This is a genomic window from Nocardia sp. NPDC127606 (genome assembly GCF_042671725.1).
Taxonomy (GTDB): domain Bacteria; phylum Actinomycetota; class Actinomycetes; order Mycobacteriales; family Mycobacteriaceae; genus Nocardia.
Genome location: NZ_JBHXWQ010000009.1, coordinates 191346 through 212465, shown reverse-complemented (window position 1 = coordinate 212465; position 21120 = coordinate 191346). Strand labels below are relative to the sequence as shown.

The window sequence follows — 21120 nt, the reverse complement described above, 5'->3', positions numbered from 1 at the left end:
GCGGGGGAAGCGCCTGGCGGCATCGAGGGCTCGCGGCGTCACGGAAGGCAGCGGAGCGCAATAGAGGCGCCCCACAGAAACCCCACAGTTTTGACCGGAATCAATGGGAATTGATACGATTCGTTGAGAAGGGTCGTTTCTCGGAAACCCTTGGTACTGAGTGCTATTGGGCACTGATGGGTATGGTCTGGACAACTGGAACCCGCGCCAGGTGGTCGCAGGTTCAAATCCTGTCAGCCCGACAGTAGAAAACCCTCTCTGACCTTGGTCGGAGAGGGTTTTCCTGTTAGCCCACCACTCGGAGAGCGGGACCAGAACAGGTTGCTGCTGGGGCATTGGCTCGGCCGCACCACCTATGGAGCTGTCGTGGCCGTGCGCGCGGTGAGTCCACAGCTCCCGCACAATCGGATTCCAGCGCAACCAACACCGAGCTGACTAGTCCTAGCCGAACCGCATCAACGTTCACCGGCAGGGGGAGTCGGTGAACGTTCCGAGTTGGTGTAAGCCCGTCACTTCGCGAAGTGGTTGCTGAATTTCGCTATATAGAGTCAAGGCGGCGCGTGCGCGCCGCCGCCGCGCTTCGACGCACACCCCAGGCTGGTTAGGCGCCGCCTGGGCACGTCGGCGACGCTGTGCGCCGAAAGCAGGCGATCGGAACTCTGATCAGCTCGCCACAGTATCGACCCCGAGCAGTGGACGAGGCCGACGATGACCAGGCCGCAGATTGCTGAACGGAATTCCCGAGCCCGATTCGGCCGGCATTGCCCCGATCGACGGCCACCAGCTCACCGACTCTCATACGGTGCTGCTGCACGAGCTTCGCTCGATTGCACTCATATGGTCCTGCCTGCCGAACCCGCGTAGACGGTCAACCATCCGTCACCAGTCCACCCGGAACCCGCAGCATGGGGCCCGCTCACCAAGCCGCTCACCAGGTGCGACGAATTGCTGAACGGAATCCGCGGTAGCAGGTGACGGGCGTAGGTGTGGGTGCGGTGCTTCCATCGGGTCACCTCCGGTGGGGTGGCGGGGTCGGTGCAACCGCGGGGATGTCGCAGATCGTGGCGTGGGTGATGGCCGAGGGCCTTCCGTGTCGGCAGAATCTGCCGATGGCGTACCAGACCACACCCACCCCGGCAAGGACCAAGCGTTGTCACCACCCGAGGGGGTCACCCGCGGCGGCGTCATTTCAGCGGGGTGTCATCTCACCTTTGGGTTGGTCCGCCGGGTGACCTCCTCGGGCGGTGAGCCCTTGCCGGGGTGGGTGCGGCCTGGTCCGGGGCGAGCTCAGATCCCACCGACACGGAAGGCCCCCGACCACGAACATCACCCCGCCACGATCTGCGGCATCCGCGATTGCGCCGACCCCGCCACCCACCTCGCCGAGTCCGCACCGTCAGCTACGCCTACTGCCCCACCCACTACCGCACCTTCCTCACCACCGAACGTTCGCTTGCCGCCCTCGACTGCTGACCGTGAGGGGGCTTCGGCCCCTCTTCTGTGCCCTGCTGGGTGGCAGACGAATAGCGACCTATCGGCCGCTGACCAGGTGTGGGCTGGATTGCTGAACGGAATCTAGCGGTAGGTCCATACGCTTGGCCTTGTGTACAAGGTGATTCGAGTCCGCGAAAACAGGTCGTCGATGCCTGGCCCGGTAGAACTAGGCGCAGCGTCGGCGGTGATGAATGAGATGGCCTCGGCGGGGTGGAGCCTGCACTCGGTTGCCGTGCACGAGGAATCGAGAATCACCGATCTCTACCTGACATTCGTGATGTAAGGGGTATCGCGACCGGTGGCCGCGTGGCCCGTTGCCCAGGGGGTGCGGGCGAACCGTGGCGGCCCACCGGCGGCACTCGTCTATGACGGCGGCCAGGTATCGGCCTATCGGTTCCTTACCCTCGCGATCAGAGGTCACCCGCCACCAGCCGTGATACCGGTTCGCCCACATGCCATTTGCGAGGACGATCGGCCCAACCATATCGACGAGCTCGGAATTGCTTCCTGGCCCGTCTCGCTACACGGCTCTGCTCTTCTTCCGGGCAACCATGACGGAGTTCGTCGTATTCGATTACGCCGATCGCTATGGCGAGGCCGTCACGAAGATCGCGCAATGGCGTGCCGAAGGTAAGCTCGAAGCACGAGAGCATGTGGTTGAAGGCGGTCTCGCTCGGTTCGGTGAAACACTGAACATGCTGTTAACGGGTGCTAACAATGGCAAATTGGTACTAGCGATGTGAACGTGCTCAGCACAAGATCGGCAGTGCGCGCTGTACCACCCCGAGTCTCGGTGAGACCTTAGAAGAACTTGCGCAGGATCCGCAGCGTCCGCTCGCTGTACGGAGGATAGATCAGCCGCAGATCCGGGTGAAAGGTCCTGCGCAACAACGATTTCCGGTGACTGAGTGCTTCGAACCCCCATCGGCCATGGTAGGAGCCCATGCCACTGGCGCCGACACCGCCGAACGGCAGTTGCGGCACCAGACAGTGCATGGCAACGTGGTTGATCACCGCACCACCGGACGGGATCTCGTCCACCAGGCGTTTTCCCACCGCCGCCGATTTCGTGAAATAGTATCCGGCAAGCGGTTTCGGCCGGGAGTTGACGAACGAGATCGCATCGTCGAGGCTGTCGTACGACAGCACCGGCAGGATAGGTCCGAAGATCTCTTCCTGCATAACCGCATCATCGGGATGTGGGTCGACGATGACGGTCGGTTCGATCGACAACGAAGCCTTGGTGACCCGTCCTCCTAGCGCGATCGTGCCGCGCGTCTGAGCAAGATACATCGCCAGTCGAGCGAATTGGCGCTCGTTGACGATCCGGCGGCCGTCTGAGCCCCTTCCCCGCTCGAACTCCTCGATCGCCTCGATAATCTTGTCCACCAGCCGATCCCGGACACGATGGTCGGCCAGCACGTAGTCCGGCGCGATGCAGGTCTGCCCCGAGTTCACGCACTTGATCCAGGCGATCCGGCGGGCCGCGATATCCAGGTCGGCGTCGGCGGTCACGATCACCGGGCTTTTACCGCCGAGCTCCAGGGTCACCGGAGTCAAAGTCGGCGCGGCCGCGGCCATGATCTTTCTTCCGACTTCGGTGCCACCCGTGAACAGAACATGGTCGAAGCCCTGCGCCAGCAGCTCCTGAGTGCTCGCGGCGTCGCCCTCGACCACAACGACCGCCTCGGAGTCCAGGTATTCCGGAACCAGCCGAGCCAACAGCGTAGACGTGGCCGGCGCCAGCTCGGACGGCTTGATCACCGCGCAGTTCCCGGCGGCCAGCGCGGCCACCAGCGGCGAAAGAGTCAGGTACACCGGGTAATTCCACGGGCCGATGACCAGAACGACGCCGAGCGGTTCATACTGCACCCATGCCGAACCCGGATATTGCGGCAGCGGCAGCGGCTGCCGCCGTCGGCGCATCCACCGGTGAAGGTGTTTCAGGGCGAACGCGGCCTCACTCCTGGTGGACGATATATCACCTAACCAAGCTTCGGCCCGGCTGCGTCCAAGATCGCTGGCGAGCGCGGCTATGATCTGATCCTCCTGCTCATCCAGCAACCGGATCAGGTTGCGCAGCTGCTCCTCACGCCAAGCGCGGTCTCGGGTCCGGCCCGAGGCGAACTCGCGCCGAACCTGTGCCATCACGTCGGGGATGTCAGGCAAATTCGAGACCGCCGGCGTGGTGGTCATAGACATTTCGTTACCTCTGCGAAGTTCTGTCGCGCCTTCGGCGACGGAATCAGGGCGGTCTTCTGAATGTTTCGGCTCAGCTGTCATAGTCGACCGCGACCGTCGGGGTGGTGGGATGGGATTGGCAGGTCAGTACGTAGCCGGCGTCGACCTCGGCTGTGGTGAGTGCGAGATTCTGCTCCATCGATACCGCTCCGGTTGTGATTCTGGCTTTGCAAGTGCCACACGCGCCGCCGAGACAGGCATAGGGCGCATCGATGTTGCTTTTCAGCGCGGATTCGAGGACGGTCTCACCGGCGGCGAGTTCTATGGTGTGATCAATGCCGGAGAGAGTGATAGTCACGTCGGACTTGTGGAAGGTATCGACGTTGGTGGACCGGTTCGTACCGCGGAACAGTTCGAGGTGTATCCGCTCGGTCGGCACTTCTTCAGCTGCGAGGTCGTCGCGCATGGTGGTGACGAGATCGTTTGGGCCGCACAGGTACCACCGGTCGATCGCGGTGAGGTCGCCGGCGAGCAGCTGTTGAACCATCGCCAGGTCGATCCGGCCACGAAGAGCGGCGGGGTGGTGTGCCTCGTCCGAGCGGATGTGGAATATGCGTAGCCGGTCTGCATATCGAGATTCGAGCTCGTCGAGTTCGGTGGCGAACATGGTCGACTCTGCGGTTCTGTTGCCGTAGAAGAGGATGAAGCGGCTCTCGGTCTCGATCTCCATCGTTGTGCGGATGATCGACAGGATGGGTGTGATGCCGCTTCCTGCCGCTACCGCGAAATAGTCACGCTGGGCGAGTGGGTCAAGGGGGGCGCCGAAGCTACCCGTAGGCGTCATCAGCTCCAGTACGTCACCGGCCCGCAGCGTTTCGAGCGCGAAGGTCGAGAACATCCCGCCCGCGATGTGCCGTACTCCGATCGCCAGTTCTCCCGACGTGGCCGAGGTGCAGATCGAGTAGTTTCGCCGCACCTCCTGCCCATCGATACGGTGCCGAATGGTCAGGTGTTGGCCCGCCTGGAATCGGAACTGGTCGCTGAGGTGTTCGGGAACGTCGAATGTAACTTTGACGCTGCCCGGAGTCAGAGGCTCGACGCCTTTGACGGGGATCGGGTGGGTGCTGGCATGGCGTGCCGCGGAGGAACGCGGCATTCGGACCGGGAGCAGCGCAGCTAGTTTGCCGTTGAGGCGTTTCCACTCGCGGTACTGAGTGGCGTCGAGCTGCTGCCCGAATACGGTGCTTATCGCCGAGTTGCGTTCGAGATACGCTTCCTCGTTGCGTTGCCAGGCAGCAACATAGCGGTAGAAGGGGATGGAGGGGTGCAAGTGGTGGACCAGATGGTAGTTCTGCGACAAAAGCAGGGGAGTCAGGATCCATTCCGAGCCGACGCGGTTGCGGGTCGCGCGATAGCGGTTCTCGCGTTGCGTGTCTTCCAGATCGTGGTGAGGCAGCCAGTCGAACCACCACGCGAGCACGAACATCCCCACCCGTCCGGGAATCAGGCAGATCACCGCGAGCGTCCACAGATTTCCGATGAAGGCGGCCGACACGATCACCGTCAGAGAAAAGGTCATCAACGCCGCCGTTTCCAGGACCTCGGCACGTGGGCGCCGGCGCACGTTGCGCACCAAGAAACCGATATATGGCAGGTCCATTGCAGGGAAGCGGACGGGCAGCTGCCACCAGGGTGCGGAGCTGACCCAGTGATCGGGATCGTGCTCACCGTCATTGGTATTGCGGTGATGCTCGATATGGATGAACGCGAACGACTTGAACGAGATCAGCGGCGAGACGAAGAACATTGCCACGCGCCCGAAAGCGACGTTGACCCAGCGATAGGAGCTGATCGAGTAATGCGACGCGTCGTGCAACACGGTGAACAGGACGAATACCGCTGCGGAGCTCGCGGCGATGGTGGCGATCGCAGGCAGAGCGCCGGTGAGCGCGGCCCAGGTCGAGGCGCCGAAGACCGCAAGCGCACCTGTGAAGATGCCGACGACTGGCCAGGACAGAGTAGGAACCTGTTCGCCGGGATCAGGCAAGGCGTGCTGCGAGGCGGCTGCGTGAGGTTGGGGGTATCGAGTCGTAGTCGCCATCGGACTCCTTCTGCGCGCTTCAGGATGAGATGCCTCACAGCGTATGAATGATCGGCATCGGTCAACAAGGACCTCCCAGCCCTTTTGAGTGTGCTGACAGCACATCCCGTCACGCTCAGGAATCAGTCAAGGCGGCTATTGCTCGCGCAATACCGAGGCCCCCAGCACGTCGCAGACACGTAGCGCGGCGTGCAGTTCGACGATCTTGACAGTCGCGGGCCGACCCATGCGCTCTTCGGCACGACGCACCCGTTGCAGGACCGTGTTCCGGTGGATTCCCAAGGTGCGCGCTGCGGTCGCCAGACTCCCTTGCGCGTCGAGCACAGCCAGGAGTGCGCCGCGCTCGCCGCGCTCTTTCGCGTCGTCCCGTGCGAGAGCGCCGAGCTGGGCGGCGACGAAGGCTCGCGCCCCATCCAGGTCGCGCGAAATGGCATCCACCAACGCGACATCGCTGAACTGAGTTATCGACGGTGCTACGCGACCGGACAGTTCGATGACCCGGCGAGTACGCAGAGCCTCCAGGTGTGAGGTACGGAATCCGGCAGCCCCCGGATATGGGGAGCCCACTGCGATGTGAACGCTGTTGCTTTCGCTGGGAAACTCCGTCGCCACGCCCATGAGCGAAGTCCGCACCGCCCCGGTGACAGATGCCCATCCCCACACCGCGAGTGGACCGTCCGCGACGACGAGAGAGTGACCCGCCCCAAGAAATCTTCCAACCTGCCCGGCGATCCTCTCGAGATCCACGCCGCGGTCGTCGCCCCAGCACACGAAGCCGATCTGCCGACCGGTGAGCCGGTGGCCGAGCACACGTTCGGCCCGAGCGATGTCGACACGTTCCCCGGCCAGCAGGGCCCGCACAACATCGGCGCGCTCGGCTCTCGCCTGGTTCTGACGTCGGTCGAGCTCAGCCACGTACTCGGCCGCCACGAGACTGGAGATACGGTCGATATATCGAAACCCGAACCGCTCGAGATCGATGAACGTCCGCAACGCGACAGCGGGGTCGCCGACCGAGTCGGTCAGCGATTCGGAGAGCTTTTCGGTGAAGTACTCATGTCCCAACCGGTAGAACCGCAGCATGATATCCACGCTGTGCCCCCGTGATGCCATTGCTCGCGCGTGTTCGAGCGCGGTTACCGGCGCTTCCACAGCCGCTACATCGATCCCATGACGAACCATCGAAAGTGCCGCTTCGAGATTCGACGAGCACGATCCCAACGTCAGGCCGCGAAGCTCGGCATCCGCACCGGCCTCGGGAATTCGCTCGACCAAGTACTTCAGCATGTCATCTGCCAGGCTGGATACATTCGCCAGCAGAGACGCAGCCATGCCCTTTCCGGCCTCCGCACCGCGAGCGGGCTCCAGCGCCTCCATATCTGTCACCCTAGCCTCGACCGATTTGCTTCGGCCGGCTGTTCACGATCGACGTAGCGACGGAAGCTGTTCGTGGTGGGGCGCGAGGATCTGCACTCTCGGTCATCGGTCCAGCAAACAGCCCGAAGCCGACTGATAACCGTGACCATGGACAGCGCCGCGCCGTGAACGAGGGCGTCAGCGTTGCCGCTGACGACGGCCTTCGGTTTGTTGGTCTGCTCGCATACTTTGATATGCGCACCGTCGACTACATGACGGGGCGATCCTGATACCGAGCGCAAGATGGGAGAACCTATGACTGTCGAGTTCCCGCATCTCGACCTGTCCGCTGACGAGGTACTGACCACGACCCGGTCGGTGCGCAAACGTCTCGACCTGGATCGGCCGGTGCCGCTGGAGGTGGTCACCGACGCATTGGAAGTGGCGCTCCAGGCGCCGTCGGGCAGTAACCTGCAGGGCTGGCATTGGATCGTGCTGACCGATCCCGAGCCCAAGAAGATCGTGGCGGAGTACTACCGCAAGTCCTACACCGCCTACGCTGCGGCGGGTGCGGCCGTGCGGCAGGCGAAGCCGCCGAAGGACGCCGATACCGCGGAGAAGGTGGCTTCGAGTGCGACCTATCTGGCGGAGGTGATGGAGCAGGTACCGGTGCTGGTGATCGGTGCGATCCACGTTCCGGGTGGGCAGATGCCGGAGGGGAACCAGGCCGGTCTGTGGGGTTCGTTGCTCCCCGCCGCCTGGAGCTTCGCGCTCGCACTGCGTGAGCGCGGCCTCGGGTCTGCGTGGACCTCACTGCATCTGGAGTACGAACGAGAGGTCGCCGAGGCGCTGGGAGTTCCCCCGAGTATTCGGCAGGGCGTGCTCTTGCCTGTTGCCTACACGAAGGGCACCGACTTCAAGCTCGCCAAACGCGCCCCGCTCGACACCGTGCTGCACGTCAACAAATGGTAATGCTGAGCCGATTCGCCCGCAGCTTCATCTACGCCGGCGGTCGAGAAGCTCTACTCGGCAGCGGCGGGTAGATAGGTCTGTCTTTCTGGACTGCGCAATACGTTCACTCTTGCGGTCTCGGTCCGCTGATCTGACAATGTTCGGCTGTGTGCTCGATGGTGTTGCCGAACCCTTCGAATCGATCTCCGCCGAGAGCATGCCTTCAGGTTGATCGCAGAGTCCGGTGACCGAAGCCGACGCTGAGGATTGGAGAGAGATCGTCACCGTACCGGGCCGCAGTCAGCTACTTCGGTGGCGTTGACCTCGACGCTGTTGACTCGACGACCCTGGTTGGTTCGGAGGAGCCGGGGTATGCCGGAAACGACAGTTCATCCTTGCGACGAGAGGTCAAACTATGCCCGAGCACGGTAACGGAGTTCGCGAAGGCGTCGAAGGCGTCGCCGAAGACGTCAAAGGCAAGGCCAAAGAGGCCGCCGGCGCGCTTACCAGCGACGACAACCTCAAAGAAGAGGGTCGGGCCCAGCAGGACAAGGCCGAGTCCCAGCGCGAGGCTGCCAGCAAGGAAGCCGCTGCGGAAAAAGCACGCGCTGAAGCCGACATCGATGAGGCGCGCCAAGCAGCGCATCAGCGCGACCGCTGATTTGGGCTGCTGACACGGTGGGAGGGGCTCGGACGAATTCGTCCGAGCCCCTCCCACTCTTGTATGCGTGTCCTGCCGAGAGTAGCGACGGGGGCCTTCATCCTCCCGAATGGTCTACGCTAGCAGCCTTATTCGGCGTCAGAATGTCAGAGCCGCGCCGGTCATGGGTGTGGCGAGTCTGGGGGTCGGTGCCTGGAGTCGTGGCTGCGGCGGTCGCGGTAGGCGCAGTGGCGGGGTGTCCGACATGTTGGTCCATCGAGTATGGAATCGCCAGAGCGCCAACTCAATTCGGCCGCCCGTGTGCTGTGCTACTCGAGGATTTACAGCACGTAGGCGCCGAGAGCGATCAGAGGTTGCTGGCCGCTGCACAGACGTAGCTCGCGGTCGTGCGTGCGCACGAGGCCATTGCGGGTGTGGATGTGGACGTGGAGAGGGTGTCTGCGGCGGCGTTGCGAAATCGGGAGGTCGCGTCAACCGGGGCTGGTCCGGGTGGCCGAAAAAGAGTTAGAAGGCGACATCGACAGTGGGTGGGTCGAAGTGGTCCGCAGCGTTCAGAACCTCCGTCGACGCGCCGGTAGTACCCGGCCCGGTCGCGTCACCCGAACCGCAGGGAACCACCGCAGGGCTGCTCGCCGTTGGCGGATGGCCGGGACTGGGGTCGCTGACGGGGGTCTCCGCAGGTGGGGACGTCGGTATCACGGTGAACATCACCCGGCTTCGTGCCGACCAAGCTTCTGCTCTACGCAGACGCAGCCTCGTAGGCGGCGATAAATTCGGTCGAGATCCGTCCGCGGGTCGACACTGTGTGACCGTTCTTGGCCCATGCACGAAGGTCAGCAAGATCGTTGCGCCGAATCGGTGCGCTCGCAGGAGTTTTCGCGGCGAGCCGGCCGATGGATGTCTTGGCGCGGCCGATTCGGCGGGCGTAAGGGAGCCACTGGTCGAACGAGTCGCGCAACTTGGTGGCGTTGGTATCGGACAGGTCGATTTCGTAGGCGACCCCGTCGATTCCGAAGGTGACGGTCTCGTCGGCCTCGGAGGTGCCGTCGAAGTCATCAACAAGTCTGACAATGACTTTGCGTGCCATAGGGATCCATTTTCGTTCGAGTGCAGAGGGCGTCTACCGATCGTCGTAGCCAGCACGGAGCATCCCACTCGGGGCATACTGGACTCCCATCCCAAGAGACGGCTCGGGGGCAACGCAGTTACCGGTGCCCCCGAGTACGATGACCGTCCCTCGTTCCGAGTCGGTCACATACACATTCTGTGTGCGTGGATCAACGGCAATGCCTTGCGGCTTGCCGCCGACATCAACCGTTGCGACGACCGTGTTCGACGTGGTGTCGATCATCGAGATGGTGTGGTCTTCGCGATTCGCGACGTATACCGTGTTCGCCGCGGTATCGAGTGCAAGGTGTGCCGCGTCGCGACCGACCTTCACGGTGGCTGTCAGTGTCCGGGAACGGATGTCGATCGCGTGGACGCTACCGGTCTCGCGGTTGGCCACGTAGGCAATGTGTCGGTGGGTGTCGATGACGATTCCGTGCGGTCGGGTCAGTGCGTCACGGCGTCGGCGGAGCGGTCACCGAAGGGATGTCGCCAGGTGCGGCGTGCGCTCGCACTACGCGGTGTCTTCGCGAGCACGGTCCCCTTCTCCTTCGGTTCGGTCGAAGGACGGAAGGTCCGCCCGCTCGTGCCGGTGCGACGGGCGAGCCGAAGATCGGCCTTGGTCTGACGCAGGCGCTGCGACGAACGGTGCGCGCCGGCGGTGAGCAGGACCAGGCCGAGCATCCCGAGGGCTCCGAGCACGACTGCCCACAGGAACAACGTGCCCGACGTTGCGGTGATGTGGTAGCCGAGCAGGCTGAAGTCGTCGCTGAGCGTGTGGGCGGGTCCGCTGTTGCTCAGCACGCCCGCCGTGCCGATCACCACCGCGGCGATGAGTAGGACCAGGCCGAGGAAAACAATCATGACAGTCTCCGAATCCGGTTGCACCGGTATACGTGTGGTGCCGCCCGCCCGCCGGCCGCGTGCGAGTCGAGCCGATGAGCGGACCGACGATCGTGATGCCACGGTGCACAGCGACCCGGCGTCACCGCCCTTCACTCCGTGGAATACCCCGATCCGAGCGGGCGACGCAGCTGCCGGGGCGCGATCCTCGAGATGTCACCGCTGGCGATCGCAAGGCCGGTCCCCGAAAGCCTCCCGCGGGTCCGCGATTCGGGGTGGTACCGGCAGGGTGGGGTCGGCGAACCGCCACAGCACGAGTACCGCGAAGAGCCCGTTCGGCTCGAGCCCCTCGCTGGCCGCCCCGCCAGATCTTTCCGTGGTGGACTTCCCGACCAGGCAGCACCGGGCCAGTAAGCCCGCCCTGAACCAGCTGATGCTCAACTTGAGTAGGTCCGAAACTGGAACGCGTGTCAGGTGGTTGCAGGGTTCAAATCCAGTTAGCCCGACAGGCCTGCCCTCGACATGCCCTCGATGATCTTCCGCGAGATCACCCTCGACACGACGCTGGGACACGTCTGCGACACCGACCTCCTGCCGCGCTGCACATCTTGGCGGCACACCCGCTACTCGGAACCGAGTTCGCCGAAACCTCGGTAGGAATCGCGTATCTGGGCGCAGCACTCAATCGGATCGCCGCCCGGGAGCTGGGAGGAAAGATCCTTATCAACCCCGGCGCCTAACCGGTCAGGACAGGAAAGGCTCTACTCCGGGTTCAAGCCCGGCGAAAGACTGAGCATCCCAATGACGGTGGCGAGCAGCCTCGTCCAGCACCACGCATCGACCCGTCGAAGGTCAGCGCTGCGGTTGAACTCGTTGACTACTGCCCCAGCCTAACGAGCGGCTGTCTGGCGGAATTTCCAAGCGTCTCCGACTATGTCGAGGATGTCAGGTTTAGTTGGTGCCCAGGATCTCGTAGGCGTCGCGGTCGTCGAGTCGGACGGAGTTGTGCTCTGGCAGGCCGTGGGGGGTCAGTGGGACGCGAGGTTCTTGAAGTCGTAGCCCAGTGACGTTGTTACGGTGCGGTAGTCGCGCAGGGTCAGCGTCATCAAATCCACGGTGGGGAAGCGCTTTTCGGCGGTCGTGCGCAATTGGGATATGGGTGCTGTCGGTGTCTCACCAGAGGAGACATAGAGCAGGTCGAGGTCACTGATGAGCTGGCGTTGGTCGTGGTGATAGCGAATCCAGCTCGGTTCGCCGCGGGCCATTGATCCACCCAGGATGAGCCAGTCGGTGTCGGGCACGTGTTCGCCGAGGGTGAGCAGGTCGTCGGCCAGGCGGGTTGCGACCGTCGTCAGGTCCGCTGTGTCGGGGAGACGCCTGGTGATCGTGGCGGCCAGGGATGCTGTGGTGCCGGTGGGCTGGGAAGCTGTCGTGGTCATTGGTCAGCGCTCCGCGGGGCTGATCGACAACGGAGCGGTACTGGCGGCGACGGGAGTTTCTTCGTGGTCTTTCTTGGCTGTCAGGTGTGGGCACAGCGATCCGCAGATCGTGCACGGTGCACGTTTTCAGATGGACACGGTGAGTTATCCAGGGCGGATGAGCCGCATCGACCGCTGACGAGGGTCCCCTTCGCGGGTCCTGGTGTACGGTTCACGACTTCGGTGTCGAGGCGGGTGATGGTTGCCTGGCGTTGGTCCGGTTCCCAGCTGGCTGAGCTGAACGCGACCTGACCTGTTGTCTCCGCCCAGGGGGATCGATTCGACTCCACCGTGTTCGCGTAGTCGGTTTGTGGTCTGGGGGCTGCCCGAGCTCGGTGGCAGGTTTGTCGAACTGGTCTCACCGTGGTCGCCGCCTTCGCTGATGGCAAGCGAGTCCGATGCGAGGGTCCGTACGCGTGTTGTGGCAGCTGGTGGTCGACCTGGACATTTCTCGCCCTGTTGGCATAGCCACTTGACGGATCTGTACAAACCCGGCATCTGTGGATTATATTAGGCTAGCCTCACCGAACATCGGGACGGCACTATACTTCCATCCCGAGCTTGTCCGGAGAGGCCGCCCGTGTACGTCTGCCACTGTTTCGCGGTGACCGAGGAGGACGTCCGCCGACACATCGCCGACGGCGCGTGCACACCTCGAAGGATCGCCTCGGCGTGCAAAGCGGGCACTGATTGCGGATCGTGCGTGCGCCGTATCCAAGCGCTGCTCGCCCGCACCGCCTTGCATCGCGAGTACGAATCCGGTGCCGAGAACCTCGACGAGGTTGCCTAGGTGCTGGGCTGCTCGATCAGTTGCGCGATATAGAGCGGTTCGCCGAGCTTCTCGACCAGCTCCAATTGCGTATCCAGGTAGTCGATGTGGTGCTCCTCATCGGCGAGGATCGCCTCGAAGATATTGGCGGAGGTGATATCTCCCTTGGTGCGCATCACCTCTATCCCGCGCCGCAGCCGGTCGATGGCCTCCGCTTCGACCTCTCGGTCGGCCTGGAACATCTCGGTCACGGTCTGCCCCACACGAACATGGAACAGCCGCTGATAGTTGGGCAGGCCGTCCAGGAACAGGATCCGGTCGGTCAGGAGCTCCGCGTGCTTCATCTCGTCGATGGACTCGGAGCGGGTGTACTTGGCGAGCTTGGTCCAGCCGAAATTTTCTTGCATCTTCGCGTGCAGGAAGTACTGGTTGATCGCGGTCAACTCCGCGGTCAACTGCTCGTTCAAAAACTCGATCACTTCAGGATCGCCTTGCATGGGCCGAACTCCTTCCGGAAACGAATCGGGGCGATGCGCATCATTGCAGCGCGGCCCCGGCGCAGTCCAGTAAGTCCACACTTGGTTGCGGCCGCGCGTTCTCCCCGACACACGCTGTAATCACGCGATTCGCAAGCCCTTTCGATGCTGATCGACCAACCGAGATCTCGAGATCCGAAGTGGGCGTGCGAGTCCAGACCGGTAAGGGCAAATCGATCTTCTACAAGTACGCGTTGCGAAAACTATTGCCTCGCAATCGGAGCCGAGACACCGCCTCATTCACTCATTGGACGACGAACTAACGGGTTCGGTCCGCTCACGGAGTGGACCTAGGGCCGGAATTCCGTTCCGCGACCGAGGGGCGGAGCCTGACCGAGCGGGTCCGGTATCGCGGCATGCTGTGGGACTACGGGCCCGTATGGCAGGTGAGCGAAGTCGGAGGCGGTGGATGCGTGGTTCGGATTCCAGGCCGTTCGCGATCTGCCCGGGCTGCCATCGGAGATCCTCATGGTGCCGCTGGGCGGTCACACTGTGGGCCACGCGGGGGTCGCGATCGACACCGGCGACGGCTGGTTGCTTCACGCCGGTGACGCCTTCTACCACGGCACCACCATCGATGCGGAGAACCCACGCACGCCGTTGTTCAGGCAGGCATACAGCGGATTCAACACCGCCGCGCGGGGTCCGTATCGCGAGAACCAGATCCGGCTCCACGAACTCCTGCGCGACCGAGCGGACGCTGTCACGATCGTGAACTCCCACGATCGTGCGCTGTTCCCCGCGGCGGCCTGAGCAGTCCGCTCCGTCGCGACCGGGTCACCCTGGCTGGAAGCTACATAGCGTGTTCGTCGCGCTGTTCACCGCGTACTCGCGCGGGTCCGGCGGTCGTGTCGCGCGGGCGTCCTTTCGTTCCCGGCCGCCGCGATCTCCCCGAGAGAGAGATTCAGTGGTGCGCAGCAGGTGTAGCGCGTGCTCGAGCCGGACTCGCTGCACGAGTTGCATCGGACTGAGGCCGACGGCCCGATCGGTGCGCCGCGCCAACGTCCGGGGGCTGACGCGGCACCGCTGTGCCAGCGAGGCCAGCGTGTGGGGTCGGTCCAGGTGGGTCCGTACGAAGGATTCGAGCGCCGCGACGGTCTCGTCGCGGGCGGCCAGATGCGACGGAATGAGAAACGGGGCCTGCGAGCTGCGTTCGTCGATGACGAGCCGACTGGCCAGCTCGTCGGTCAGCGCGGCGCCGCCGAGGAACCGCAGCAACGCCAGCATCAGGTCGATGTGCGCGAACGCGCTGCCCGCTGTCCAGATCGGCCCGTCGCGCACCACCATTTACTCGATCACCACGCGGGTTGGGCGCGATCCGCGCGAGTTCGCTTCCGAGCCGCCATGTTGTGACGCAGCGGCGTTCGTCGAGCAGGCCGCAGGCGCCGAGGACGAACACGGCTGTACAGGATGCGGCGACCGTCGTGCCGTGCTCCTGGGCGACCACCTCGGTATCGGGGGAGACGAAACGCAGATCGAACGTGGGTGTGCCGAGGATCCGGTTCGCGGCGGACACCACGTCGACCGTCGTGCCCACCGCGCTGGCGCTGGCACCGTCCAGAACGAGTGCGTCGATCCCGATCATGTGGCGAATGGGCTGCTCAGCGATCGTGGGATCGAGGTGTTTGGGCTGCCCGGGGGGGGCGGCGCCGGACGGTTCCGCTGGCCAGGCTTACTGGGCGACCCTGCACAACGGCGGTGGGGTCTGTGTAGGTGAGGTTGTCACCGGCAGGAGCGTCCGGTGCAGGTGGTCAGTTCACCGAGGCGGTGGTCGAGGTCGGTGACGATGTCGGCGTGGGCCACGCGGCCTTGGGGGGTTTTGATGAGGTTGGTGAGTTGGTAGGGGTCGGCCTGTAGGTCGTAGAGTTCGTATTCGCGCTGGTCGAGGGGGCGTTCTCGCTCGTACCAGCGTACGTAGAGGTACCGCCGGTTGCGCACGGCGCTCCAGGACGGCATGTCGAGTGCGTATATGACGGGGGTGTCGGTGCCGGGGATTTGTTCCTGGGCGATTCCGTTGCGGCCGTCGTCGCCGTTGCCACCGTATTCGGCGGCGAAATCGGTGCGCCAGCCGATGGTGTCGCCGGACAGTACGGGGATCAGGGACCGGCCGTCGACCTGGTCAGGGATGGGGATGTCCGCCCAGTCGTAGAGGGTGGGTGCGAGGTCGATCGACAGGGCCATGGCGTCGCTGCGTCCGGGGCGGATGCCGGGGCCGCTGATCGCGAGGGGCACTCGCATGGATTCTTCGTAGGGGGCCATTTTCTGGGTGAGGCGATGGGCACCGAGGCTGTAGCCGTTGTCGGAGGTGAAGATCAGGTAGGTGTTGTCGAGTTCGCCGGTTCGTTCGAGGGTTTCGACGATTCCGGCGACCATTTCGTCGAGTGATTTGAGAGCGCCGAGGCGGTTGGTGTAGTCGATGTCGTTGGTCGCGGCGATGGTCGCGGCCCTCGCGTCGGCGGTGTCGATCAGCCATGAGGGTTTGTCGGACACGTCGGGTTCTTGATAGTTCGGTGACCGCGGGGCGAGGGTGGGCTGGGTGCTGGGCAGGTGGCGGGGTGCGGGCGGGATCGGGAAGTGGGGGGAGGTGGAGGCGGCGTACCAGAAGAAAGGCTGCCCGGAGGCGGCGGCGTCTGTGAGGAACCGCTCGGACTTGGCGCGGATCACGTCGGTTTGGTAATCAGCCGGTGCCACACCGTATTTCACGCGGGTCCCGTTTTCGTTGAGGGTGTAGTTGTAGCCGGAGTACAGGAAGTTGTCGACTCCGGCGTTCCAGTCGTCCCAGCCGGGCGGGATGTGGCCGGGGTCGTGTTCGAGGCCGTTGAGATACTTCCCGGCCATGCCGGTGCGGTATCCGGCATCGTGCAGGGTGGTGGCGATGGTGTGGGATTCGTTGCCGCCCGCGCGGAAGGTGTCGAAGCCACCGACCTCGCCGGCGTTGGTGAGGACACCGGTGTTGTGCCCGTATTCGCCGGTCAGGATGGAAGCGCGGGCCGCACAGCAGATCGGCATCGGCGCAAAGCCGTCGGTGAACTCCACACCGCGGTCACGGATCAGTGCTGCGGTGCGCGGCATCGCCTGCCACACCGGGGTGGTGACCGCGTCCAGGTCGTCGGCCAGGATCATCACCACGTTCGGCCGCCGGTCTCCGGCCACCGGCGAGGCCGACGCCGTGGAGACGCACCCGGTCACCGTGAGCAGGACCGCGGCCGGCGCGGTCAGGAAATGACGCGACAATCGACGTGCGCGCATTGAGTTTCTCCTCGAGAGGGTCAACGGGGTGTTGGTTTTCGTCGCGTCCGGCGCGGTGTTTCTTCATCGAGATTTAGCCGCTGCGAGGATCTGTTCGCGGGACGGTGGAGTACTACAGCTGGTTTCGCCCGACTACTCCGAGCCGATGAAGCGAGCAGTTGAGGTTCCCCCCGCTAATCCGGAGAGCAGATTATCTGGTTCCAGCAGGAACCCGGTAGCCGAACTCGCCGGAACGCAGCGCTTCCACCGTGCCCACCACGCGCGTCCCGCTCGTCGTCGCCGCGAACCGGCCCGAATCGTCCCCGCCGGAGTGGTGGTGCAACGGCGCACACGACCGAGCCCGAGACGAGCGCTGTCCGCCGCCCGAAAAGGAGTGGAGCCGGGCCACCACTGTGCGGTTGGATGACTACCTGCGGCGGCCGCCGCGCGGCCCGCGAACTTGGATGACTGAGGAGTGGACGATGCCGATCGCCACACTGCGAGGCGTGACTCTGGACTGCGCCGATCCCCGGGCTCTGGCCCGGTTTTACCAAGAGCTGACAGGCATGCAGCTCGGTTATGACGCTGACGAGTTCGTCGCCCTGACCGATGGTTCGGGTTGCGACCTGGGCTTCCAGCAGGTCGACGGATACCGAGCACCGCTGTGGCCCGGTCAGGACGTGCCGCAGCAGTTGCACCTGGACCTCGAGGTCGAGGACCTCGAGGCGGCGGAGAAATTGGCGCTGGGGTTCGGCGCGGTCAGGCCGGACCACCAGCCGGGCGGCGACCGGTGGCGGGTGCTGCTGGATCCGGCCGGTCACCCGTTCTGCCTGGTTGTCGGCTGATAGCAGGAGGATCTTGCCACCGCACCCCGCAGCGGTGACGCGTCGATCTGGGAATCGTCTTTCTGCCCGCGTGAAGACCCGCGCCTACCCGAACCGTGCCATGCCCGAATGGGGTGCGTGGCTGCCATCATCAGGCATGCGGCAACAGACGGGGACCGGCTCGCTTGATCCATCGGGAGACAATCTCTGTATGAACTCGATGCACCCCGGGGAGCGCGCCGATGCGGTCGGCGAGGTAGCCGTGGAGTGCGTCGGCAGTGGTGACCTCGACGATGGCGACGATGTTGCTCGTCCCGGTGGTCGTGGCGGCGAATGCGACCTCGGTGTGTGATCTGAGCGAAGCGGTGACGGTGCGGAGTGCGGCCGGTTGTACGTCCAGCCAGCAGATCACGTCTGTGTGCCGTCCGTAGAGCTTGGGGTCGACCTCGACCTCGAACATCAGCACACTGCGGGCTGTCAGGTCACCGATCCGGCGCCGTACCGTCGATTCGGGAATGCCCGAGGCGCTGGCGAGGCGGGCGGTACTCGTGCGGCCGTCGGTGGCCAACAGCCGCAGGAGCTGCTCGTCCTCACTTGACGGCGGTGCCGGAGTGCTGTCCCCCGCGATGGCCGGTTTCAGGGCTTCCTGCTCGGTAGCGGTCAGCGCTTGCAGCCGACCGGGCCACCCGCCCACACCTGCGATGGGGGTGAGCAGTCTTTGGGCAGTCATGGTTCCGACACCTGTCCCGCGCCGCAACTGCTCGAGTGCGCTGCCGCCGTCACCGGTAGCGGTAGGAACGCGAAGGATACAGCTGAACTCGCCGCTGCCCACCAGGAAAGCTACCCAGGAGGTGTCCCAGCGGGCGGCGAGCACGCGCGCGACGGCCTCCGCAGACGCGGGCGCGGTCGAAATGCGCAGCAGCCAATCCTGCTGCGCTTGCTGGTGATAGCCGGTGACACCGACGACGCGCAGTGCCAGCTGAGACCGCAGCCGATGATAGCGGCGCGAGACCGCCCGTTCGGACATGCCGAGCACCGCCGCGATCCGCGCGAATGACGCCCGGCCGTCGAGTTGCAGGGCGTGTAGCACTCGCCGGTCGTCGGTGTCGAGCATGACATGATCCACCATTATCGGGCAGCATAGCGTCGGAATCCGCCAAATGCCGACTGCCTGAGCGACTGTTGGTTGTCCATGTTTCAGAGTTGGGACACCGATATTCCTAGTCATCAGGAGGATTCCGTGCTCACTGTTCTGCCTATCCGCTATGTCGCCGACGTAGCCGCTTCCCGCCGCTTCTATGAGGGACTCGGCCTCACCTACCGTGCGGATGTCAGTGTCGCGGTGTGGGCGCACCTGGACGCCTCGGCCGGCGCGGTCGGCGTCCATGACGCCGCCGTATCCAAGGGGCGCTCACCTGGCACGGTCGAGCTCGGATTCTCCACCGACGAGCGGCTCGAGGACGTATCCGCTCGCCTCACCGACGACGGATACGAGCACACCCTTGTCGGCGAGGACTTCGGCCGTAGTATCCGCGTCACTGACCCCGACGGGGTCGTGATCCAGATCCAGGAGATCGATCCGGAAACAATGCGCCGCTCCCAGTCACGGCTGTGAGAGGAACTGAAATCGAATCCTTCGCGATCGCCTGCCGAGGCCACCGCCTAGATGTCGCAGCGAGCCGGGTCTGGGCGGCCGAGACGACGCCGTGACGGTTCTTGTGGGCTTGCTCGTAGGCGAGGGTCGCTCGGATGTCGGCCGAGTCGGTCGGGTCCTTGACTTCGGCCACGGACTGGCCGACATCGAGTTCGTCGTAATCATTTATGGGCAGCTCGTCGGGCTCGAGGACGCCGGTGGTGGTGCGGATCGAACGAAATGGCATCGGCGGCGGTGTCGGCGCCTTCGCGGCGGGTGACGTGCTCGGCGGTTTCAAAGGCGGCGTCGCGGGATGCGGTGAGGGTTTTGACAGCGACATTGCCTGCACGCGCGCCTTGGGCGAACAGTCCGCCGAGTGCGGGTGGAGTGGCACGGACGGTGTCCATTGCCCGGTCCAGGCCACGTGTCGACCAGGAGACCGGTAGGTTGACCGACTTCACCGCCGTCCCGGCAGCCGCCTGTAGCGGACTGCGGCGCAGCGCCCTCGGCCCGCCGAGGGCGTCCATTGTTCCCGGTGCAGGGTTCATTCGGACATTTTCGGCGCCAAATAGTTTTCGTGTGAACGCAATGAGTTCCTGCGTGACGCTGAGCCCTGCGGCGGGGGTGGCTGTCGGGCTGGTTCAGCACCACTTCTCGAGACCGAGGACGGCCTGCGCACCGCGGTGGCGCAGCTGGTCGTCGACTATTGCGCGCTGGCATACGCCGCCGACGGCGACAAGTCGGCGCTCCCCGTGGCCGTCAACTGATCGAGAGCGATCGAGACTCGCCGGAACAGTCGCTGTGCGTATTCCTCACTGGTGTCGCTTTTTCGGCGCCCTGACCCAGCGCATATGGACAAACGATATCCAAGTCGGTCCGTCGCAACCCCCCGAAATCAGGGGGTCTCGATCCATGTCTAAATACCGGTGTTTCACACTAGGCTCGCTCGCATGCTCGTGAAACGCTTTGCTGCCCTTGCCATCGCGGTCGCCGCGTTCGGCGCCGCCTCCACCGGACTCGCCATCGCCGTGCCCGAAACGCCGACGCAGCCCACCATCAGCCACACCGCCGCAGCCGAACCGGTCGTCCTACAGACCGGCTCGGCCGTCATCGATCTACTCGCGTACATCGCTGCGGGCTGCATCGGCAGCTGGAGCCCGGCCCCGCCCGCACACTGCGTCTGACATCGACCAGGCGGGCCCGTCGGACGATCCGCGGGCCCGCTCCACTGAACGCACGCTCATGCCGATGAGCGTGCGTTCGTCGGCGACTACAGCAAGGGGGCCTGCGCTTACGTGTAGATGTTGCGTCCATATTCCCCGGGCGGCAGCGTGCGGTCGTTCGGCGCGCAGTCTGTCGTGACGCCGCTGGAACTTATCGACGGCGTCACCGAGACTGCAGCCCAGTTCGGCCCCTGGTGCCTGGGAGAGCCAGCCGAATTTTCTCGGCAAGGATGAGTTCGTCTACCGAGGTCTCGTCGACCACGTGAGCAGTCTGCCGGTGCGGCGCTGGGCTGAACCACCTCGTAGCCGTTGGCGATTAGTCCTCGTCTTCCTGGACGAGCATCCGCATGTAGCGGTCGAGGAACTCGCCGTCGGCGACGGAGCCGGTGCAGTCGAGCCAGTAGTCGGCGATGACCGACGGGACGAGCCGGTCGACGGCGATGTTCGCCCCCCGGAGCCGGTCGAGGCGCGCGGCTCGAGGGCGCACCGCGCTGATCCGGTGTTCGGTGTGCTCGGCGACCTGGTCGGTCGCGCTCGCGTGGCCAAGAACAAGAAGCTGATCGCCAACGGTGCCCGGACGGCGACTATCGGTCGGATGCTGGAAGCTGTGGGCAGCGCCCCACAGAAACCCCACAGATTTGACCGGAATCATTGGGATTTCATGCGAAACGTTGAGAAGTCGTTTCACGAAAAAGCCTGTTGCTGAGTACTATTGGGTCTTGATGGGCACGGTCC

The 21120-nt window shown here is 64.4% G+C and carries 21 protein-coding genes and 1 pseudogene; 9 read left to right on the top strand and 13 right to left on the bottom strand.

The features are described from left to right. Nucleotides 1-1603: 1603 nt before the first annotated feature. Nucleotides 1604-1777 (top strand): DUF4177 domain-containing protein, encoded by a 174-nt coding sequence (locus ACFVJ5_RS30635; RefSeq protein WP_379225469.1) that lies wholly within the window; start codon nt 1604-1606, stop codon nt 1775-1777. A 268-nt stretch (nt 1778-2045) separates the two neighbouring features. Next, a complete protein-coding gene (locus ACFVJ5_RS30630; protein WP_379225467.1) occupies nt 2046-2237 on the top strand; it encodes a hypothetical protein in 192 nt (63 codons plus the stop codon). Between the two features lie 58 nt (nt 2238-2295). On the opposite strand, the gene ACFVJ5_RS30625 is transcribed toward ACFVJ5_RS30630, so the two are convergent. The 3 genes from ACFVJ5_RS30625 to ACFVJ5_RS30615 form a co-directional block, all read right to left on the bottom strand. After that, nucleotides 2296-3690, bottom strand: a complete 1395-nt coding sequence (locus tag ACFVJ5_RS30625; RefSeq protein WP_379225465.1) for an aldehyde dehydrogenase family protein — start codon at nt 3688-3690, stop codon at nt 2296-2298. Between the two features lie 76 nt (nt 3691-3766). After that, on the bottom strand, nt 3767-5776 hold the full coding sequence (locus ACFVJ5_RS30620) for a fatty acid desaturase (protein WP_379225463.1): 2010 nt from the start codon (nt 5774-5776) through the stop codon (nt 3767-3769). Nucleotides 5777-5911: 135 nt separating this feature from the next. Then, nucleotides 5912-7153, bottom strand: a complete 1242-nt coding sequence (locus ACFVJ5_RS30615) for a PucR family transcriptional regulator (RefSeq protein ID WP_379225461.1) — start codon at nt 7151-7153, stop codon at nt 5912-5914. Between the two features lie 294 nt (nt 7154-7447). Here ACFVJ5_RS30615 and ACFVJ5_RS30610 point away from each other — a divergent pair, with 294 nt between their 5' ends. Next, on the top strand, nt 7448-8104 hold the full coding sequence (locus ACFVJ5_RS30610) for a nitroreductase family protein (protein WP_056817616.1): 657 nt from the start codon (nt 7448-7450) through the stop codon (nt 8102-8104). Between the two features lie 394 nt (nt 8105-8498). Continuing rightward, nucleotides 8499-8744 (top strand): CsbD family protein, encoded by a 246-nt coding sequence (locus ACFVJ5_RS30605; RefSeq protein WP_379225459.1) that lies wholly within the window; start codon nt 8499-8501, stop codon nt 8742-8744. Between the two features lie 739 nt (nt 8745-9483). Here ACFVJ5_RS30605 and ACFVJ5_RS30600 read toward each other — a convergent pair. From ACFVJ5_RS30600 to ACFVJ5_RS30585, 4 genes are all read right to left on the bottom strand, one after another. After that, a complete protein-coding gene (locus ACFVJ5_RS30600; protein WP_379225457.1) occupies nt 9484-9831 on the bottom strand; it encodes an Lsr2 family protein in 348 nt (115 codons plus the stop codon). 33 nt (nt 9832-9864) lie between these two features. After that, entirely contained in the window at nt 9865-10251 is a 387-nt protein-coding gene (locus ACFVJ5_RS30595) for a YncE family protein (protein WP_379225456.1), read from the bottom strand. 47 nt (nt 10252-10298) lie between these two features. Continuing rightward, nucleotides 10299-10715 (bottom strand): hypothetical protein, encoded by a 417-nt coding sequence (locus tag ACFVJ5_RS30590; RefSeq protein WP_379225454.1) that lies wholly within the window; start codon nt 10713-10715, stop codon nt 10299-10301. A gap of 1007 nt (nt 10716-11722) precedes the next feature. Then, on the bottom strand, nt 11723-12133 hold the full coding sequence (locus tag ACFVJ5_RS30585; protein WP_379225452.1) for a hypothetical protein: 411 nt from the start codon (nt 12131-12133) through the stop codon (nt 11723-11725). Between the two features lie 619 nt (nt 12134-12752). On the opposite strand from ACFVJ5_RS30585, the gene ACFVJ5_RS30580 reads away from it, so the two are divergent. After that, the gene (locus tag ACFVJ5_RS30580; RefSeq protein WP_378707547.1) at nt 12753-12962 is read left to right on the top strand and encodes a bacterioferritin-associated ferredoxin; all 210 of its coding nucleotides are present in this window, start codon (nt 12753-12755) and stop codon (nt 12960-12962) included. Here ACFVJ5_RS30580 and bfr read toward each other — a convergent pair. Then, the gene (gene bfr / locus ACFVJ5_RS30575) at nt 12959-13438 is read right to left on the bottom strand and encodes a bacterioferritin (protein ID WP_378708295.1); all 480 of its coding nucleotides are present in this window, start codon (nt 13436-13438) and stop codon (nt 12959-12961) included. The two genes, ACFVJ5_RS30580 and bfr, sit on opposite strands and share 4 nt — an antisense overlap. A 444-nt stretch (nt 13439-13882) precedes the next feature. Between bfr and ACFVJ5_RS30570 the strand changes: the two genes are divergently transcribed. Further along, nucleotides 13883-14230, top strand: a complete 348-nt coding sequence (locus tag ACFVJ5_RS30570) for a hypothetical protein (RefSeq protein ID WP_379225450.1) — start codon at nt 13883-13885, stop codon at nt 14228-14230. 24 nt (nt 14231-14254) lie between these two features. On the opposite strand, the gene ACFVJ5_RS30565 is transcribed toward ACFVJ5_RS30570, so the two are convergent. Further along, a complete protein-coding gene (locus tag ACFVJ5_RS30565) occupies nt 14255-14764 on the bottom strand; it encodes a helix-turn-helix domain-containing protein (protein ID WP_379225448.1) in 510 nt (169 codons plus the stop codon). A gap of 435 nt (nt 14765-15199) precedes the next feature. After that, nucleotides 15200-16726 carry a sulfatase-like hydrolase/transferase gene (locus ACFVJ5_RS30560; RefSeq protein ID WP_379225446.1) on the bottom strand — a complete coding sequence of 509 codons (1527 nt, stop codon included), beginning with the start codon at nt 16724-16726 and terminating at the stop codon, nt 15200-15202. Nucleotides 16727-17187: 461 nt separating this feature from the next. Between ACFVJ5_RS30560 and ACFVJ5_RS30555 the strand changes: the two genes are divergently transcribed. Continuing rightward, complete coding sequence (locus ACFVJ5_RS30555; protein ID WP_379225444.1) at nt 17188-17550, top strand: VOC family protein; 363 nt, start codon at nt 17188-17190, stop codon at nt 17548-17550. Nucleotides 17551-17680: 130 nt separating this feature from the next. Here ACFVJ5_RS30555 and ACFVJ5_RS30550 read toward each other — a convergent pair whose 3' ends face one another. Continuing rightward, nucleotides 17681-18658, bottom strand: coding sequence for an Lrp/AsnC family transcriptional regulator (locus ACFVJ5_RS30550; protein WP_379225443.1), 978 nt, complete (start codon nt 18656-18658; stop codon nt 17681-17683). A gap of 111 nt (nt 18659-18769) precedes the next feature. On the opposite strand from ACFVJ5_RS30550, the gene ACFVJ5_RS30545 reads away from it, so the two are divergent. Then, the gene (locus tag ACFVJ5_RS30545; protein WP_379225441.1) at nt 18770-19144 is read left to right on the top strand and encodes a VOC family protein; all 375 of its coding nucleotides are present in this window, start codon (nt 18770-18772) and stop codon (nt 19142-19144) included. A gap of 46 nt (nt 19145-19190) precedes the next feature. On the opposite strand, the pseudogene ACFVJ5_RS30540 reads toward ACFVJ5_RS30545, so the two are convergent. Beyond that, nucleotides 19191-19686: pseudogene (locus ACFVJ5_RS30540) on the bottom strand (ferritin-like domain-containing protein); the annotation flags it as partial. Nucleotides 19687-20112: 426 nt separating this feature from the next. Between ACFVJ5_RS30540 and ACFVJ5_RS30535 the strand changes: the two are divergent. Then, a complete protein-coding gene (locus ACFVJ5_RS30535) occupies nt 20113-20346 on the top strand; it encodes a hypothetical protein (RefSeq protein ID WP_157125090.1) in 234 nt (77 codons plus the stop codon). Between the two features lie 355 nt (nt 20347-20701). Here ACFVJ5_RS30535 and ACFVJ5_RS30530 read toward each other — a convergent pair whose 3' ends face one another. After that, complete coding sequence (locus ACFVJ5_RS30530; RefSeq protein WP_379225439.1) at nt 20702-21073, bottom strand: hypothetical protein; 372 nt, start codon at nt 21071-21073, stop codon at nt 20702-20704. Nucleotides 21074-21120: the final 47 nt, after the last annotated feature.